Consider the following 17,497-nt stretch of genomic DNA (forward strand, 5'->3'; position numbering starts at 1 on the left):
AGCTCCTGACAAACAGAAGCTGACGACTGTTCTGATGACTTTACTTCACAGAAGTAGAAGAACCATCTGCATGCCATTCAAAAATACCAAATTCGAACCCTTTTAGATCGCCAACGGCATTCCAGCTTAGTGTTCCCATTACGGTATCTACTGGATTCGCTTTCAGGTCTTTCACCAAATCAATCGGTTCCATACTACCGGTACGGTTCATTGCCGCAGCCAGAGATTGCAGAGCAGCATAGGTTGTCCAGACGAACGGACCTGTCGGATCACCTTTCTTACCTTTGATCGCCTCAACAATAGCTTTGTTCACCGGTACCTGATCGTAACGCTTAGGGAGGGTGACTAACATTCCTTCAGAAGCAACTCCGGCGATATTAGATAGCGAGGAGTTACCTACACCTTCCGGTCCCATAAAACGAATATTCAGACCAGCCTGTTTAGCTTGACGCAGAATTTGCCCCATTTCAGGGTAGTAGCCACCAAAATAGACAAAATCCACATTCTCTTTTTTCAGGCGGGCAACCAGAGCCGAAAAGTCTTTGTCACCAGCAGTAACGCCTTCAAACAAGACAATATTGGCTCCCGCTTTTTTCAATTTATCGAGAACAGATCGAGCCAACCCTTCACCGTATTGCTGTTTATCATGAACAATAGCTATACGCTGAGGTTTAATCTTTTCAGCAATATATTTCGCTGCCGTTGGTCCCTGATCAGAATCCAGCCCGGTAGTACGCATAATCATTTGGTAACCACGAGTTGTCAGATCGGCATTGGTTGCTGCTGGTGTAATCATAATGACACCTTCATCTTCATAGATGTCAGATGCCGGTTGAGTAGAGGAAGAGCATAAATGGCCGATAACATAGCGAATGTTGTCATTAATCACTTTATTCGCGACAGCGACAGCCTGTTTCGGGTCACACGCATCATCATATTCAACCCCCACCAGCTTATTACCATTAATACCACCATTAGCATTGATATCTGCAATCGCCTGACGTGCGCCAGTAAATTCCATATCACCATATTGCGCAACTGGACCAGACATTGCCCCCACAATCGCCACGTTGATCTCTTGTGCCCACAGTGAGTAACTCATCATCATGACAATACAGCCGGCTAATAGGTTTTTACCTGTTATGACTTTCATTTTATTTATCCCCGTGTCGTTATTGGTCTAATTTATTGTGTTTACCTTTTAGATCTCCGATTATCTAATGGGATAACCGTGATCTTTTGTGATCGCTGATTAGATAAAGTAATTTTTATGAATAAGATTTTATTTTTCATGCTATTAAAATAGCATTTCATGCTTAAAATCAAATTAACAAGGTAGATAAAAGCATTAATTACAGCATAAAATACCGCCAAAGTTGATTGGAATTTAGACAAAACATAGTGTGATATTCTGGTTAAATATTAGTAAAGCAATCTTTAACTCGAAATATCGATCATGTTAAAAACATTTTTCCAGTAACGTATAAAAGCGGTTACGCGACACTCCACTCTATCGATCTATGCAACTAAAATTGATATGGAAAAACCATGAAGCTAACTATTGAACAACTTACTGTTTTGTCCGCACAAGATATGATTGATCTGAAAAAAATCTGGCCTCAGCAAATACCTGAACAGTGGCAAATCCATCTAAAAAACGGAAATAAACTGTTCGCTGCTCGTTTTAATGATAGATTACTGGCCGCAGTAAAAGTGACTTTCAGTGATCAATCCGGCCTGCTTAAAGATTTATGTGTCCGTGAAATAACACGCCGCCGGGGAGTGGGTTTATATCTGATAAATGAAATAAAAGCTCAGCATCCCACCATTAACCAGTGGAAGTTAAGCCTTGAAGGGTTCTCCGATGCTAACGAACCAGCATTAAAAGGTTTTATGAGTGCCTGTGGTTTTTACTACGATCCCAAATCAAATTCTTATTCTAGCTGACCCATTTTCCAGACCGCAGCCACATTGCGGGCAGTCACCCTCAAATTCTCATGCCCGCAAGCAAGAGCGTCAGAAAGAGAACAAACGCCGGGCATAATTGAGAAAACGGCATCCAATCCGTGCTCATGAACGATGCTATAGTTCTGACTTATACTGCCAACTAATGCAATGGTTGAAATAGCATACTTTTTGGCGATACGAGCAACACCAATCGGTGTTTTACCGTAAATAGTCTGGCTGTCCATTCGGCCTTCACCAGTAATAACCAGATCAGCGCCTTGTACTGCCTTTTCCAATTCCAGCGTGGAGATAACAATATCAATTCCCGGTTGCAATTTAGCGTCCAACCAACCAAGTAAAGGAACGCCCATTCCCCCTGCTGCTCCTGCACCCGGTACGTCAATGACCTTAATGCCGGTCAGTAACTCAATTTTCTCACCATAATGGCGCAAGGCTGCATCCAACTCTTTCACCATCTCTGGTGTCGCTCCTTTCTGTGGCCCGAAAATAGCAGATGCACCAAACTCGCCGCATAATGGGTTAGTCACATCACAGGCAACGATAATTTCAGTCCGACTCAAACGAACGTCCAAACCAGAAAGATCGATTTTAGCGAGCCGACTTAGCGCAGCCCCGCCAGCTTCCAACGCTTTACCATCAGAATCAAGCAAACAAGCCCCCAACGCCTGCATCATACCGGCACCGCCATCATTAGTCGCGCTACCACCAATGCCTAAAATTATCTTTCTGACACCTTGATCCAAAGCAGCCAACATCAGCTCGCCGGTACCATAAGTCGTGGTTATCAGCGGATTACGCTTTTCCATCGGCACCAGATGTAAGCCAGAAGCCGCCGCGATTTCAATAACAGCGGTTTCTCCATCACCTAGCACGCCGAAAAAGCTATCCACCGGCTGATTTAACGGACCAGTAACCGACAGGTGTACAACTCTCCCATTGGTGGCTGCAACCATCGATTCAACCGTACCTTCACCGCCATCAGCCATCGGCAATTTAATGTATTCTGCTTGTGGATAGATTTCCCGAAATCCTTGCTCTATCGCTTCAGCGGCCTGTAAGGCACTGAGACTTTCTTTAAATGAGTCAGGCGCAATAACAATTTTCATAGGATTAGATGACAACAATGAAAAATAAAACAAAAAAGGCGATAAACCATTATCGCCTTTTTAATTTATTCATTGCGAATGCATTAACGCAAAATCACTCTATTTATGCCTCAATGGCTACACGCAATTTTTTCATGGCATTTTTTTCAAGCTGACGTACACGCTCCGCAGAAACACCATACTTATCCGCCAGTTCTTGCAGGGTAGATTTATTGTCATCATCTAACCAGCGGCAACGGATAATATCCTGACTGCGCTCGTCTAAACTTTCCATCGCTACCGATAATTTATCAGCCGCATGGTTTTCCCAATTGTCCTCTTCAATGCCGTCTGCAAAATCAGATGCTTTATCCTGAAGATACAGCACTGGCGCAACCGGTTGACCTTCCTGACTATCATCATCGGCAGACATATCAAACGCCATATCCTGCGCTGACATACGAGATTCCATCTCACGCACATCTTTACTGGTCACACCAAGTTCTTTGGCGACCATTTCTACTTCGTCCTGATTGAACCACCCTAAGCGCTGTTTAGTTTTACGCAGGTTAAAGAACAGCTTACGCTGTGCTTTAGTTGTTGCAACTTTAACAATACGCCAGTTACGCAGTACATATTCATGGATTTCAGCTTTAATCCAGTGGACGGCAAAAGAAACCAGACGCACCCCTACTTCCGGGTTAAAACGACGTACTGCTTTCATCAGGCCAATATTCCCTTCCTGAATTAAATCCGCCTGAGGTAGCCCATAACCAGCATAGCTACGAGCGACATGAACAACGAAGCGCAGATGAGACAGAATCAGCTTCTTAGCTGCATCCAGATCTCCCTGGTAATGCAGCCTTTCAGCCAGTTCCTTCTCTTCCTCTGCTGTCAGCATTGGATAAATATTAGAGGCACGGATATAGCCCTCTAAACTTCCTTGAGGAACTAACGCTAAGGTTTGCATTTCTTTGGCCATTCAAATCCTCTCAAATAAGGCTCAAATCGTTAGTATGGATTAGATTACATCAGTGTATATGAGAACCTACGTTCAACATACAGCGGTACAGTCTATCACCAGAATGTGCATATTCAAGTTACAGATCCGTGGAAGAGTAATAATTTCAGTACCGACCATCCCGATAATGGGTCCACAGAACAAAAAATAACAGATAGTTTTATATTTATGCAACTACCTTTATTTGTACTATCCCCGACAAATATTAATCCCATTTCACAAAAGCGCCCGCCAGGTTCACCGGGAGAGTACAAGCACCTTTTTAATTAATTCTACACAGAAGAAAATCGAAAATTACCGTTTTATTCTGGCGTAAAATGACGCAAATGCTGAGTTGTCGCCAACCAAGCAGCGACCCAACCAATCATTGCGGAGAGCAAAACTAGCAGCAGGGACTCATCCCATGAAAGCCCATGTAAATTAAATGTCGTGCCAAATACACTGGCAACCTGTGTGACAACATCAGAAAGTTTCCACACCAACAGCGCAGACAAAATTAACGATAAAATTGCCCCCAAAGCCCCTAACAAAGCACCACCATTGAGGAACGGGCGCAAAATAAAGCCATCCGTTGCACCAATAAGCTTCATCACGTTAATCGTATCACGATGACTGAAGATGCTGAGACGCACACTATTACCGATGACCAAAAACAGCGCAACGATCATCAGAATACCGATTACTGTCACAATCTGACCGATAAGACCTGTCAGCGCCGCCAGACGAGCAAACCAGCTATCATCCATCCGAACTTCTTCAATACCTTTAACCTGAGAAACTCTATCACGCAGCGTGGTCAGCGTCTGTGAACTCTGAAAATCGATTTTCGGTGTGATAATAGCCACCGCGGGCAACGGATTCTCTTCCAGCATATCCAGTGCGCTACCAAAGCCAGACCAGGCGCGGAATTCTGTCATTGCTTCCTGACGTGAGAGATAGTTGACATTATCCACACCATCAAGTGCTTTCAGCTCACTTATTAATTTCTGAGCACTGCTATCATCCAGTGATTTATCGAGATATACCGTCAGTTGAGGGGAGGGATACCATGTCTCCGCAGCCTGGCTGACATTCTTCCACACAATGTAACAAACACTTGGTAATGTCAGGGAGATAGCAATCACCATCACGGTCAACAAAGTTGCCAACGGCTGACGCGACATATCTGTCAACGTATTCATCCAAGCATAGCGCCACTGCTCACGCCATCCTCCTTGTAAAACTTTACTTTTCGATCTTGTTACTTTCCCCGCTGCCTTACGCACATTTTTAACCATGATGCTCTCCCGCCATACGGCCTTGGCTCAGAGTCAGAATACGATATTTCCGTCTTTCAATCAGTGCCATATCATGGGTCGCTATCAGCACTGTCACCCCAACCCGATTAAATTCTTCAAACAGTCGTAAAATACCCTCTGACAACTCACCATCCAGATTACCGGTAGGTTCATCCGCCAACAAAACAGTCGGCTTATTCACAACCGCACGAGCAATGCCAACTCGTTGTTGTTCTCCCCCTGAAAGTTGAATTGGGAAATTTTTCGCTTTGTCCAGCAGACCAACCTTATCCAAAGCAGCGGAAGTCCGACGACGGATATCTTCAGAACTTGCACCTGAAATAATCAGTGGCATTGCCACATTATCGTATACCGTCCGCCCCAACAGCAGATGATGATCTTGGAAAATCATACCAATTTGACGACGTAGAAAAGGTACCTCACGGCTTTTTAACCGGCTGATATCATGACCGGCAAACCAGATATGTCCGGCACTAGGCCGCTCAATGCCACAGATAAGTTTCAGCAAGGTACTTTTACCTGCCCCTGAGTGACCGATTAGAAATGCCATTTCCGCAGGGCGCAAATGAAAATCCACCCCTTGCAGGGCTTGCCGTCCCCCCAGATAAGCTTTACTGACCTGTTCAAAGCGAATCATAGGTAATTAATCCTCTCGGGCAAAAAGTGCCTCTATAAAGTCGTCTGCCTTAAATGGCCGTAGATCTTCAATTCCTTCACCAACCCCAATATAACGAATAGGAATTTCAAACTGATCAGCAATGGCGAAAATTACTCCACCTTTGGCAGTACCATCCAGTTTTGTCAATGAGATGCCTGTCAACCCAACAGCTTCATGGAATAGTTTAGCCTGATTTATCGCATTCTGACCGGTACTGGCATCCAATGTCAGCATAATTTCATGTGGAGCATTTTCGTCCAGTTTTTTCATCACTCGGACAATCTTCTTCAATTCTTCCATCAGATGAGATTTATTTTGCAAACGACCTGCGGTATCTGCAATCAGGACATCGACACCTTTGGCTTTAGCTGACTGAATAGCATCGAAAATCACAGAAGCGGGATCAGCGCCAGTATGTTGCGCCACTACCGGAATATGGTTACGTTCCCCCCACACCTGTAACTGTTCAACGGCGGCTGCACGGAAAGTATCTCCGGCTGCCAGCATGACAGATTTACCTTGTGCCTGAAATTGACGCGCCAATTTACCAATTGTCGTGGTTTTTCCAACACCATTAACACCAACCATCAGAATGACGTACGGCGTTTTTCCTTCAATGTCCAAGGGTTTATTCACTTTAGTCAGAATACCAGACATCTCTTCTTTCAGTTTGGCATACAACGCTTCTGCGTCTTTTAGCTCTTTACGGCTGGCATGTGTTGTCAAACTGCTAATGATTTTACGGGTAGTATCGACACCAACATCAGCAATCAATAACTGCTCTTCCAATTCATCAAATAGGTCATCATCGATCTTTTTGCCACTGAATAGACTAAGAAAACCGGACCCTAAATTCTGACGAGTTTTAACCAAACTGCGTTTCAGGCGAGAGAAAAAGCCCTCTTTAGTCGGACGCTCTTGCTCTTTTGATATAACTAGCTCTGTCTGTTCAGTTTGTACCTGCTCTGCCGCCAACCTTGCGGCTTCCTCGGCAAGACGCTGTTGTTCCGCCTGCTCCGCCGCCAATCTTGCGGCTTCCTCGGCAAGACGCTGTTGTTCCGCCTGCTCCGCCGCCAACCTTGCAGCTTCCTCGGCAAGACGTTGCTGTTCCGCCTGCTCCGCCGCCAATTGTTCTTCTTTTTGCTGCTCTTCCTGACGGCCACGCCCGAACCAGGAGAAAAAGCCTCTTTTTTTCTCTTTTGCCATTAGCCACTGCTCTCCTCAAGGTTAAATCATGGCGTTACAACAAGGAATAATAACGAAATTAGAAACAGTCTAACATTTTCGTAATAGCTCAACACATATCAATCATGAATTTCATGGTAAATTAATGCCTGTAAGTCTTAACAACTGTTACGCAAATTATGGCAAAGAAATCACAACGGCAATCGATGGGACAAATCCGCATTATTGGCGGAAAATGGCGAGGCCGAAAATTACCTGTACCGGATAGCCCTGGATTACGTCCAACGACAGATCGTGTCAGAGAGACGCTATTTAACTGGCTAGCCCCAGTTATTCAGGAAGCACACTGCTTGGATTGCTATGCAGGAAGCGGAGCACTTGGATTAGAAGCGCTTTCTCGTTATGCAGCCCAAGTTACCCTAATTGAATATGAACGTAATATAGCCAAACAGCTTTCCGCGAATTTGGATCTGCTCAGTACCCAAAACGCCGAGGTCATTAACGACAGTGCATTAACCTATTTATCCCAATCAGGAAAACCCTACGATGTCGTTTTCCTTGATCCTCCTTTTCGTAAAGGAATGCTTAGCGAAACTATAAAATTGTTGGAAGAGCAAAATTGGCTGGCAGATGAAAGCTGGATTTATGTTGAGGCTGAATCTGAATCAATGGCGATTGATGTGCCTGTTAACTGGCAACTTCATCGTGAAAAAGTCGCCGGACAAGTCGCATACCGGCTCTATATCCGTTACTTACCTGCATAACGCTTACTTTGGAGTATACACTGATGTTTATTCAATTGGGCAAACTGTTAATGATCTGCGTTTGGGGATTTCTGATCTTTAACCTGATCCATCCATTTCCAAAACCATTGAAGTATTTTATGGATGTCGCCATGATTTTCATGGTGGTCATGCATGCATTTCAAATGCTGCTTCTGAAAACCAGTCAGCCCAAAGACCAAAAACTCTCTAGCCTGATGCAAACCAAGATCTTCTTTTTTGGTGTTTTTGAACTACTGTCAATGCAGAAAAAACAACGGAAAGAGAAAAGCCATCACCTCAAATAGTAGACACACGCCCCAACACCCGGAAAGTATATATACCCGTCATCTTTCAAGTTGCCTCTTTGTTGGCTGCACTCGCTCACCCCGGTCACATAGTTACCTATGCTCCCGGGGATTCACTCCTTGGCCGTCGCGATGCATCTTGAAATCCATAGGATATACAATTATGTGAGGAATGATTCATTTCATTCCTCTTTCCGGTTATGAGGAGGGCGTTCAGAATTCTGTCTCAACACAACTTATTGCCTGCTTTCTTTGCTGAACAGATAAATCATTTCTTAATTTATTGCCTATTTCCGCACAGATACTTAAACCAATCTCTATTATTTAAGTCTATATTTTGATAGTAAAAGAGTAGAACCCTTATCCATTACTTATTTAAGGAACAAAGATGAGCTGGCCATTTATTGCAGTATTTCTTTCTGGTTGGTTGTATGTTGATGCAGCTTACCGTGGTCCAAACTGGCAAAGATGGCTATTCAGGCCAGTCACTCTGCTATTGTTGTTATTGTGGGCATGGCAAGCGCCTGAGCTGCATATTTCAGGTTATTTAATCTGTCTTGGGTTATTCACTGCTTTAATATCAGATGCTCTGCGCATGCTCCCCAGTAAGTATTCACTACTCTCCCTAAGCACATTATTCCTCTGTTATCTGCTCTACACGATAAGCTTTGTAATGCAGATGAATTTCAGTTTCTTCTTCCCGCTGCCATTAATTTTACTGGTTCTGGGCTCCGTTATTCTGCTGGTTATTTGGAATAAACTGGAGGAAATGCGCTGGCTAGTCGTTGCCTCAATTGTCATGCTCCTGATAATGGTGTGGATGGCAGGTGAACAATATTTCTCCCTTAATACAGCGTATGGTTTCTCCCTGTTAGCAGGCACTATCTTGTTGTTACTGTCACATAGTGTCTGGTTGATTAACCATTACCGTTTCCAGTTCAAATCTTCTAAGGCGATTGTAGCAACCTGTTATTTTATCGGCCATTTTCTGATTATTCGTTCTATTTATCTTTAATAAAAAGATTAAGTTGAAAATAGATATCAGCACTCAGTCGTACAATTTGACAACTTTATTTTTTCTTTTTATTGACTCTGGAGTAGGCTCCAAAGTGTAGAGTTTAATCATTATCTTTGAGTTAACTCTATTCAGGGGGAGTCCATGTACTCAAATTCAAACAAAAATAGTGCTCATCAACATAACCACCAGCATGGAAGCTGTTGCGCGACGACTACTTGTTCAGATCAGGCTAAACAAGTTAGTGAACATTTACATCATCATGAACATGAACATGGTAAGGCTTGCTCACATAAGCATCACCCTTCCCATGATACACAAGAGACACAAGCACCTGCGCTTTTGGCAAACCAACGTTTCAGTTGGGTGGTTAATGGTATGGATTGTCCAAGTTGTGCCCGTAAAATTGAAACCGCGGTTAGCAAAATTCCAGAAGTGAAACAAGCCAAGGTTCTATTCGCAACAGAAAAACTAGTTGTGGATGCGGATACCGATATACGTTCAGCCGTTATTCAAGCCGTTAATCAGGCTGGATTTACTCTACGCAATTCCGATTCAAGTCAGAAAGCAGAAAAAAGCAGCCGCTGGAAAGAATTTGCCCCAATCATCACTCTTTCACTGATGATGCTGATAAGTTGGGGAATCTCTCACATCAATCCCTCATTTGGCCGTATTGCCTTTATCATCACCACCGTGATTGGATTGGTACCTATTGTCACCAAAGCCTGGCAGCTCATACGATCAGGCACGCCATTCGCCATTGAAACATTGATGAGTGTTGCCGCCATTGGCGCACTGTTTATTGACGCCACCGCTGAAGCAGCAATGGTACTACTGCTGTTTATGCTGGGTGAAATGCTGGAAGCTTATGCTGCCGGCCGTGCTCGTCGAGGGGTTAGCGCATTGATGGCACTGGTGCCGGAAGAGGCTCTACTGATAAAAAATGGTGAAAAAAGAACTGTCCCAGTTTCAGACCTTCGCCCTGGCGATATCATCGAGATTGCTCCAGGCGGACGTTTACCCACTGATGCCGAATTACTCAATTCATTCGCTAGCTTTGATGAAAGTGCACTGACAGGCGAATCTATTCCGGTTGAACGAATGCAAGGAGAAAAAGTTCCGGCAGGTTGTTTATCCGTGGATCGTGCAGTCCAAATGAAAGTGCTGTCCGAACAGGGCAACAATGCCATTGACCGTATTCTGCAACTGATTGAAGAAGCCGAAGAACGCCGCGCACCGATTGAGCGTTTCATTGACCGTTTTAGCCGGATTTACACTCCGCTGATTATGCTGTTTTCTGCGTTGGTTATCATCATTCCACCTACTGTATTCAGCCAACCTTGGGACACATGGATCTACCGTGGTCTTACTTTGCTACTGATCGGTTGCCCTTGTGCTTTAGTGATTTCCACACCCGCCGCAATTACCTCTGCCCTTGCAGCAGCAACCCGCCGAGGTGCCTTGATTAAAGGTGGTGCGGCACTGGAACAACTGGGACTAATCACCACTATCGCTTTTGATAAAACCGGTACGCTGACCGCCGGTAAACCACAAGTCACAGATATACAACCAGCAGAAAACATCAGCGAATCCCAGTTATTAACTTTGGCTTCCGCAGTAGAAAGCGGCTCCCACCACCCACTGGCTAAAGCCATTTTGCAATATGCAGAAAGTAAAAACGTTAGTATTACCGAAGCTGAACACCGTAAAGCGCTGGCGGGTGTTGGTGTTGAAGGTCAGTTGGACGGTAAACGTATTCTCGTCAGTGCGCCCGGAAAACTGCCAGCAAACACGTTATCTGAGCATTGGAAACAAAAAATTGTTCAGTTAGAAGATTGCGGTAAAACCGTTGTTGCCGTGATGCATGATGAACAATTTACTGGCCTTATCGCGATGCAAGATACGTTACGTCAAGATGCAATTGATGCTATCCGTTTACTGAAAGATCAAGGTATTAAATCGGTGATGTTGACAGGGGATAACCCACGTGCAGCAACTGCAATTGCCGGTCAGTTAGGGATAGATTTCCGCGCCGGGTTAATGCCAGAAGATAAAGTCAAAGCGGTCATTGCATTGAATAAAGATCACAGCACAATGATGGTCGGTGACGGCATCAATGACGCACCCGCAATGAAAGCTTCCAGTATCGGTGTAGCGATGGGAAGCGGTACCGATGTCGCTCTGGAAACCGCAGATGCAGCATTGACTCACAACCGTCTGACAGGTTTGTCGGAAATCATCACCCTTTCCCGCGCAACGCACAATAATATCCGTCAAAACATTGCTATTGCCTTGGGGCTAAAAGGGATCTTCCTTATCACTAGCCTATTGGGTATTACAGGCTTGTGGATGGCAGTACTGGCGGATTCTGGCGCAACCGCTCTTGTGACGGCAAACGCGGTAAGGTTATTGAGGATTAAGCTGAAATAACGAAAATTGCCTAGCTATACCCTATGGATTTCAAGATGCATCGCGACGGCAAGGGAGCGAATCCCCGGGAGCATAGCGAACTATGTGACCGGGGTGAGTGAGTGCAGCCAACAAAGAGGCAGCTTGAAAGATAACGGGTATATTAAGGATATGAGTCTTATTTCCAGCTCATATCCTGTGCTATAGCAAGATAAATTCAGTGGTGAAAACTCATTGACGTTCGAAGGCATGGTAAAAAGTAAAAGCGTTCATTTCTCAACTTGGCTGTTATATTCAATTCAGAGTTGACTCTCTTTTTTCCGAACCAGATAGCGGTAAGGCATTTGTTCCGTTTCTTGCGCAATCAGTTGATGCTCCATAAAATGGCAGAAACTGGGAATATCACGCGTAGTTGCCGGATCATCAGCAAGAATTAATAACATCTGCCCTGCTTCCATATGACGCACAGTTTTCCGCACCATCATTACTGGTTCAGGACAGCGAAGCCCTTGTGTATCAAGGGTCTGGTCTGGATGAGTAAACACATCGGGCATAACTTATCTCTACAATTTCAGTCAGTCTATTAGACCGAATTATATTATAAAAAAGCCAGCAAAAATTAACTTTACATACCGGCATTTTGAATTCGTGCACAACCGACATATCATGTGAGGTGCCGTCAGTTAAAACGGCAGATCTTTCATTGGGTTCCCTCACCCCATATTTCAAAAAAGGTACAATATGTTTTTATCAACTACGATTACACAACAGCGTGCTATCGCTTTAATTTGGCTTTCGTTATTCCACATTCTGATTATTATTTCCAGTAATTATCTGGTGCAGCTACCCGTCTCTATTTTCGGTTTTCATACCACTTGGGGAGCCTTTACTTTTCCATTTATTTTCCTTGCAACAGATTTGACGGTTCGTATCTACGGCGCACCACTGGCAAGGCGGATCATTACCACCGTTATGATCCCCGCATTGCTGATCTCTTATATAATTTCTGCCCTATTTTTCCAAGGAGAGTGGCAAGAGTTTACCGCGCTACTTGAATTCAATCTCTTTGTTGCCCGTATTGCCTGCGCCAGCTTTATGGCTTACTTCCTTGGGCAGATATTGGATGTATACGTCTTCAATCGTCTGCGCCGGAGACGCAATTGGTGGGTCGCTCCCGCAGCGGCGATGTTCTTCGGCAACTTACTTGATACCCTAGCCTTTTTCTCTATCGCTTTCTATCGCAGTACCGATGCTTTCATGGCCGCTAACTGGATCGAGATTGGGTTAGTCGATTACTGCTTTAAGCTATTAATTTATTTAATCTTTTTCTTGCCAGCTTACGGCATTTTGTTGAACCTGATTCTCAAGTACTTCTTTAACTATCAAATTAATAATAGCCACATTCAAGTTCGCTGATTTTTATACACCCAACCGATAGCTGTCTCTTAATCAGATCGCCTGATTAAGAGATCGGTAAAGCAATACCTGCCACTCTGTCCGCTTTTTACCTGTCCAACCCACTAGCTTCCCCAAACGCAGCTATGAAGAAAAAGGGCCTGTTCCAGTACAGAGATCCGGGTATAGATCAAAAAAACACACATTTCCCACGACAAAATGGGCATAACAACTTTATTTATCCATAACCAACCATTAATTTTTATAGATGGTGTTAGTCTGTGAAGTAATTTAAGTACTTTTTTCATCCGAAGATAGTTTACCAGTCTGTCACATTTTGCTCCTTGTTCATTAGGAAAATTGATGCGACAAACAGACATTGAGTTTCCACAAAAGGAATATTCTTATGCTGAAAATTATTCAATCCCCATCCAAATATATTCAGGGACCTGATGCCCTGCTCCATATTGGTAAATACACAAAAACTATCGCCGACCACGTTTTGGTTATCATCGGTAACTCCGCGATGAAATTGGTGGGAGATACTGTTCATAGCAGCCTGGAACAGCATGAAATCACTCGTCATTTTGAAGTGTTTGGCGGCGAATGTAGTTGGAATGAGATTAAACGCCTGTCTGACATTCTTAAACAACATGAATGCCAAGCCGTTATTGGTATCGGTGGCGGCAAAGTACAAGATACCGCAAAAGCGGTCGCTTACGAATCCAGATTGCCGGTTCTGATTGCTCCCACTATCGCTTCCACTAACGCCCCAACCAGTGCTCTCTCTGTTATTTACAGCGATGATGGCAAATATGAAGACTATCTGTTTCTCCCAACAAACCCAGATATTGTCCTAATCGATACCAACATTATCGCTAAAGCCCCAACCCGTTTTTTCATTGCCGGAATTGGCGATGCGCTGGCAACTTACTTCGAAACCCGCATTTATGGAGTCGGCCATAAACCTCGAATGACAGATGGTGCGATATCCCGTACCACAATAGCCCTCGCTCATCTCTGTTACGAAACTTTGTTAGAAGAAGGCTATAAAGCAAAATTGGCTGTTGAAACAGACGTCAGTACACCTGCGGTGGAAAATGTCATCGAAGCTATTACTTACTTAAGCGGCCTGAGCTTTGAAAATACGGGTGTAGCCGCCGCTCATTCCGTACACAATGGCTTTACCGTATTGGAAGAATGCCACCACATGTACCACGGCGAAAAAGTCGCCTTCGGGGTATTAGTTCAACTAATACTGGAAAATAGCCCAAATGAAGAATTGGACACTTTCCTTGATTTCTGTGTACAGATGGGACTACCGGTTACTCTGGATCAACTTGGAGTAAAAGATGGTGAAAAACTGAAAGAAAAAGTGATGGCAGTGGCAAAAGCAAGTTGTGCCGAGGACGAAACCATTCACAACATGCCTTTTGAAGTGACACCGGAAAAAGTGTACGCCGCTATTATGGCTGCTGACCGGATGGGACGCGACTGGCTGTATTAAGTTTGACAAGAGCGGGCAAATTGCCCGCTCAAATTGTTGGCAAGGCACTGATTTTTATCCAATTATTTGTTTTAATGAAGTCTCGTTCATCAAACGGAACCTGCCGCCATATTAAGAATTCTGCCTTCCCAAATTTTTCTTCCTGAAAAGATCTCACTTAAGTACTAGCAGGTTATCCCAAAATATAAATTTACTATTCTGATTTTTTCAATTTAATAACATCACTCCAATTATTAATAAGAAATGTGCATTCATGACACCCAATTTGACTTCCTTTATTAAAATACTCTTTTGCCTTATTAAAATCTTGATTTACACCAATCCCATTTAAATAATTTGTTCCAATAGTGCGATAGCCCTCAAAATATCCACTTTTTCCAGCCAATTCGAAAAGTGCTCTCGCATCTGAGTATTTATTTTCATCCTCTAAAATAAATCCCAAATTAACCATAGATCTTAACTTATATTTATCATTTCTTGATATAGATAACTTATATTTTTCACTGGCTTCTTGACGATAACCTTCTGTTTGTTGTATTACAGCAAGCATCCAGTTTGCATCTACATTACCACTATTTGCTTTCTTTACTAATGCATGATATTCATCTTCATTTTTAGGCATTGGAATAGAGAATTCTGATAAAAAATCATCTGAATGATTGAAGACAATCGATGGGGTATCTTGTATGTTCATGTCTGAACTCTGAACAATAAAAGAAAAAAAGAACATTGAGTAGAGAAAATATTTCTTATTTTTTACAAAAAAATGACTCATAATATAATCTCGCTAAAAGTATCATTTATACCTATTATGTCAACATTTGAATTTAGTGATTCCATCGGTATGTTTTTATCCACAGTAAAAAACACATCCACTATCTTAGTCGTATTCCCATTATTCCAGAGCACTGAGCTTTCCAATCCATGAATGTTACCATTGATATCCTTGAATCCATTTTCTTTATAGGTAAGATTTATAGCAAAGATTCCTGATTCACTTAATTTATACAATTCTCCATTATCAGTTATACCATCTTTATTGGCATCAATCCATAACTCTAATGAATTCCATAGACTATCATTTTGATCAAAAATACCATCAAAATTATCGTCAAGATCTGCTAATGCAGCAAACCCATTTGCTGATTTGATTCCATTTTTTAATATAGAATTATTCCCGAACAACTCATTTCCGTTATTTATTTTTCCATCTCCATTTTTATCCCATACCAGAAATGCATTATTGGCTTCTATCCATCCTGAACTTTCAACAATACCATCATTATCATGATCAAAATGTATAGAACCATTTTCCGCTATGGTAATAATACCATCGCCAGTTAAATCAATAATAAGTGGTGTTTCTATACTTTTCTGATCTTCAACAATTTCTTCAAGATTATCTAATACGGCATTTGGACTCATTCCTCGTAATTCCTGAATGAAATCTATACCATGTTTATCATTATCATAATGTGAAACTCGAAGAATTGAGTTTACAAAATCTATACAGTTATTAGTAAGGAGGTTATAATTCGGCTTAAAATCATAGAAATTTCCATTTTTTAAATCAGAAATGTAATTTCTCATATTATGAACCACACTTTCTGAATATATTGGATATGTAACACTGGAAACTTTTGATTTATCGTATGCAATTGAATCTCTAAAAGTTATGTTCTCAACTCCTCCTACTTGCTTATTATCACCCAAGCCCCATCCGATTGATTCACCCTGAAATTCAACCCATACATGATTTGCTAACGTCTCCTGACGCATTAGCATATTTAGTACCTGAAGGCGCTATTTTTACTGTTATTGTTTCTACATGCATTCCTTTAAAATTTTCGTTAAAAACTTTATCAACTAACCCATAGTCTTTACTTGGCATAGTTATTTCCTTATTGAAAACTTCCATGATTATCTTTGATAAATTAAAGAAAATACAATTTACTGCAAATAGAAATAATTATCAATATCACTACCGAAATTTTATAAATTTATATAAAAAATCAAATTAATAATTTGCTAATATTTTATCTTTATTATTATATTTTTCGATAAGAAATTAAAACTATTAGCATTTTCCTTCCGTTACTATTTTGGCTCCTACTGTTGCCTTGAGTATAGCCACAGCGATCACAATGAATTTTTCTGTAATTATTGATACGACAAAGGTCATTAAAATGAAAAAGGATAATCTTGGCTAATCCAATGAGTATCCACCGAAAAAAGTAATTTCTGTTAATACTGCTTGCAATGAAGTGAGAATCAATCACCCGAGTTGTTGAGCAACGAGAAAACGCACTGTTCAAAATCAGTGCGTTAAAAAACAAATTTATCGAGTCTATTCAGGCCAAAAATTTTCATCCATTATTTGCTCAAATGTCCAAGGGCAAGTTTCAGGAAATACACTACGCCTAATATTAGTTTCCCTCTCCGCTGCAATAATGGCATCACCATAAGCATCAGAGAAAATTTCACTAAGTTCTGACTTTAAGCTGGGATTTTTTTTAAGACGACGGGCTATTTTTCTTCTCTGCTCTTCAATCGTAAGCTTCCAGCTCCGACCTTGCCGTTCAGATTGGAATTGCCATTTTAGGAGGTGAAGAAACAGTACCTCAAGACGAGATTCCAGCTCATTTCTTTGGCTATTTCCCATACTTTCTATTTCCTCCGAAAGGTTTTCCCTGTCCAACTGGCTCAAATCACCGGAACGAAGCAAACCTGCCTGCTCCTGCGTCCAACCATAAAAGTCGCTGTCATAACGTGTCGTCATGGTTCCTCCACTGGGTATATACAACTGTACAAATTATGAGTCTGGCAGATTATTGGCATACCGTCAAAACAGTGTGTTTATCGTTAAAATCGATTAACAGCCCATTCA

Annotated in this window: 19 protein-coding genes; 8 read left to right on the forward strand and 11 right to left on the reverse strand. The window is 42.3% G+C overall.

The window, feature by feature from the left end; genetic code table 11:
* Positions 1 to 40: 40 nt before the first annotated feature.
* Positions 41 to 1,153, reverse strand: coding sequence for a branched-chain amino acid ABC transporter substrate-binding protein (locus LGZ98_RS10860; RefSeq protein ID WP_113043711.1), 1,113 nt, complete (start codon positions 1,151 to 1,153; stop codon positions 41 to 43).
* A gap of 395 nt (positions 1,154 to 1,548) precedes the next feature.
* Here LGZ98_RS10860 and panM point away from each other — a divergent pair, with 395 nt between their 5' ends.
* Positions 1,549 to 1,947 carry an aspartate 1-decarboxylase autocleavage activator PanM gene (panM, locus tag LGZ98_RS10865; protein ID WP_113043712.1) on the forward strand — a complete coding sequence of 133 codons (399 nt, stop codon included), beginning with the start codon at positions 1,549 to 1,551 and terminating at the stop codon, positions 1,945 to 1,947.
* Here the strand turns inward: panM and LGZ98_RS10870 are convergent.
* From LGZ98_RS10870 to ftsY, 5 genes are all read right to left on the reverse strand, one after another.
* On the reverse strand, positions 1,935 to 3,074 hold the full coding sequence (locus LGZ98_RS10870) for a glycerate kinase (protein WP_113043741.1): 1,140 nt from the start codon (positions 3,072 to 3,074) through the stop codon (positions 1,935 to 1,937). The genes panM and LGZ98_RS10870 overlap by 13 nt on opposite strands.
* A gap of 103 nt (positions 3,075 to 3,177) precedes the next feature.
* Positions 3,178 to 4,035 (reverse strand): RNA polymerase sigma factor RpoH, encoded by an 858-nt coding sequence (gene rpoH / locus LGZ98_RS10875; protein ID WP_113043713.1) that lies wholly within the window; start codon positions 4,033 to 4,035, stop codon positions 3,178 to 3,180.
* 341 nt (positions 4,036 to 4,376) lie between these two features.
* Entirely contained in the window at positions 4,377 to 5,351 is a 975-nt protein-coding gene (gene ftsX, locus LGZ98_RS10880) for a permease-like cell division protein FtsX (RefSeq protein WP_112878267.1), read from the reverse strand.
* Complete coding sequence (gene ftsE, locus LGZ98_RS10885; protein ID WP_113043714.1) at positions 5,344 to 6,009, reverse strand: cell division ATP-binding protein FtsE; 666 nt, start codon at positions 6,007 to 6,009, stop codon at positions 5,344 to 5,346. The genes ftsX and ftsE overlap by 8 nt, the downstream gene beginning before the upstream one ends.
* Positions 6,010 to 6,015: 6 nt before the next feature.
* Positions 6,016 to 7,236, reverse strand: coding sequence for a signal recognition particle-docking protein FtsY (ftsY, locus tag LGZ98_RS10890; protein ID WP_113043715.1), 1,221 nt, complete (start codon positions 7,234 to 7,236; stop codon positions 6,016 to 6,018).
* 158 nt (positions 7,237 to 7,394) lie between these two features.
* Between ftsY and rsmD the strand changes: the two genes are divergently transcribed.
* From rsmD to LGZ98_RS10915, 5 genes are all read left to right on the forward strand, one after another.
* Positions 7,395 to 7,979, forward strand: coding sequence for a 16S rRNA (guanine(966)-N(2))-methyltransferase (gene rsmD / locus LGZ98_RS10895; protein WP_113043716.1), 585 nt, complete (start codon positions 7,395 to 7,397; stop codon positions 7,977 to 7,979).
* A 23-nt stretch (positions 7,980 to 8,002) separates the two neighbouring features.
* Entirely contained in the window at positions 8,003 to 8,284 is a 282-nt protein-coding gene (locus LGZ98_RS10900) for a DUF1145 family protein (protein WP_112878263.1), read from the forward strand.
* A gap of 388 nt (positions 8,285 to 8,672) precedes the next feature.
* On the forward strand, positions 8,673 to 9,299 hold the full coding sequence (locus LGZ98_RS10905; RefSeq protein ID WP_113043717.1) for a lysoplasmalogenase: 627 nt from the start codon (positions 8,673 to 8,675) through the stop codon (positions 9,297 to 9,299).
* Positions 9,300 to 9,443: 144 nt separating this feature from the next.
* Positions 9,444 to 11,729 carry a zinc/cadmium/mercury/lead-transporting ATPase gene (locus LGZ98_RS10910; RefSeq protein WP_262978073.1) on the forward strand — a complete coding sequence of 762 codons (2,286 nt, stop codon included), beginning with the start codon at positions 9,444 to 9,446 and terminating at the stop codon, positions 11,727 to 11,729.
* 6 nt (positions 11,730 to 11,735) lie between these two features.
* Complete coding sequence (locus LGZ98_RS10915; RefSeq protein WP_158536604.1) at positions 11,736 to 11,915, forward strand: hypothetical protein; 180 nt, start codon at positions 11,736 to 11,738, stop codon at positions 11,913 to 11,915.
* A gap of 92 nt (positions 11,916 to 12,007) precedes the next feature.
* Here LGZ98_RS10915 and tusA read toward each other — a convergent pair whose 3' ends face one another.
* Positions 12,008 to 12,262 (reverse strand): sulfurtransferase TusA, encoded by a 255-nt coding sequence (gene tusA, locus LGZ98_RS10920; protein WP_113043719.1) that lies wholly within the window; start codon positions 12,260 to 12,262, stop codon positions 12,008 to 12,010.
* A 187-nt stretch (positions 12,263 to 12,449) separates the two neighbouring features.
* Here tusA and LGZ98_RS10925 point away from each other — a divergent pair, with 187 nt between their 5' ends.
* Positions 12,450 to 13,124 carry a 7-cyano-7-deazaguanine/7-aminomethyl-7-deazaguanine transporter gene (locus tag LGZ98_RS10925; protein ID WP_113043720.1) on the forward strand — a complete coding sequence of 225 codons (675 nt, stop codon included), beginning with the start codon at positions 12,450 to 12,452 and terminating at the stop codon, positions 13,122 to 13,124.
* A gap of 385 nt (positions 13,125 to 13,509) precedes the next feature.
* A complete protein-coding gene (locus LGZ98_RS10930) occupies positions 13,510 to 14,610 on the forward strand; it encodes a glycerol dehydrogenase (protein ID WP_113043722.1) in 1,101 nt (366 codons plus the stop codon).
* A 193-nt stretch (positions 14,611 to 14,803) separates the two neighbouring features.
* On the opposite strand, the gene LGZ98_RS10935 is transcribed toward LGZ98_RS10930, so the two are convergent.
* The 4 genes from LGZ98_RS10935 to LGZ98_RS10950 all read right to left on the reverse strand — a co-directional run bounded on the left by LGZ98_RS10935 (position 14,804) and on the right by LGZ98_RS10950 (position 17,389).
* Positions 14,804 to 15,304: a tetratricopeptide repeat protein gene (locus LGZ98_RS10935; RefSeq protein ID WP_228957274.1), complete on the reverse strand. Its 501-nt coding sequence runs from the start codon at positions 15,302 to 15,304 to the stop codon at positions 14,804 to 14,806.
* Between the two features lie 77 nt (positions 15,305 to 15,381).
* Complete coding sequence (locus LGZ98_RS10940; protein WP_262978074.1) at positions 15,382 to 16,395, reverse strand: SPM autocatalytic domain-containing protein; 1,014 nt, start codon at positions 16,393 to 16,395, stop codon at positions 15,382 to 15,384.
* Positions 16,352 to 16,501 (reverse strand): hypothetical protein, encoded by a 150-nt coding sequence (locus LGZ98_RS10945; RefSeq protein ID WP_262978075.1) that lies wholly within the window; start codon positions 16,499 to 16,501, stop codon positions 16,352 to 16,354. Before LGZ98_RS10945 ends, LGZ98_RS10940 begins: the two co-directional genes overlap by 44 nt.
* Positions 16,502 to 16,957: 456 nt before the next feature.
* On the reverse strand, positions 16,958 to 17,389 hold the full coding sequence (locus LGZ98_RS10950) for a DUF29 domain-containing protein (protein WP_113043725.1): 432 nt from the start codon (positions 17,387 to 17,389) through the stop codon (positions 16,958 to 16,960).
* Between the last annotated feature and the right edge of the window lie 108 nt (positions 17,390 to 17,497).

The organism is Photorhabdus kayaii (assembly GCF_025384895.1).
Taxonomy (GTDB): Bacteria; Pseudomonadota; Gammaproteobacteria; order Enterobacterales; family Enterobacteriaceae; genus Photorhabdus; species Photorhabdus kayaii.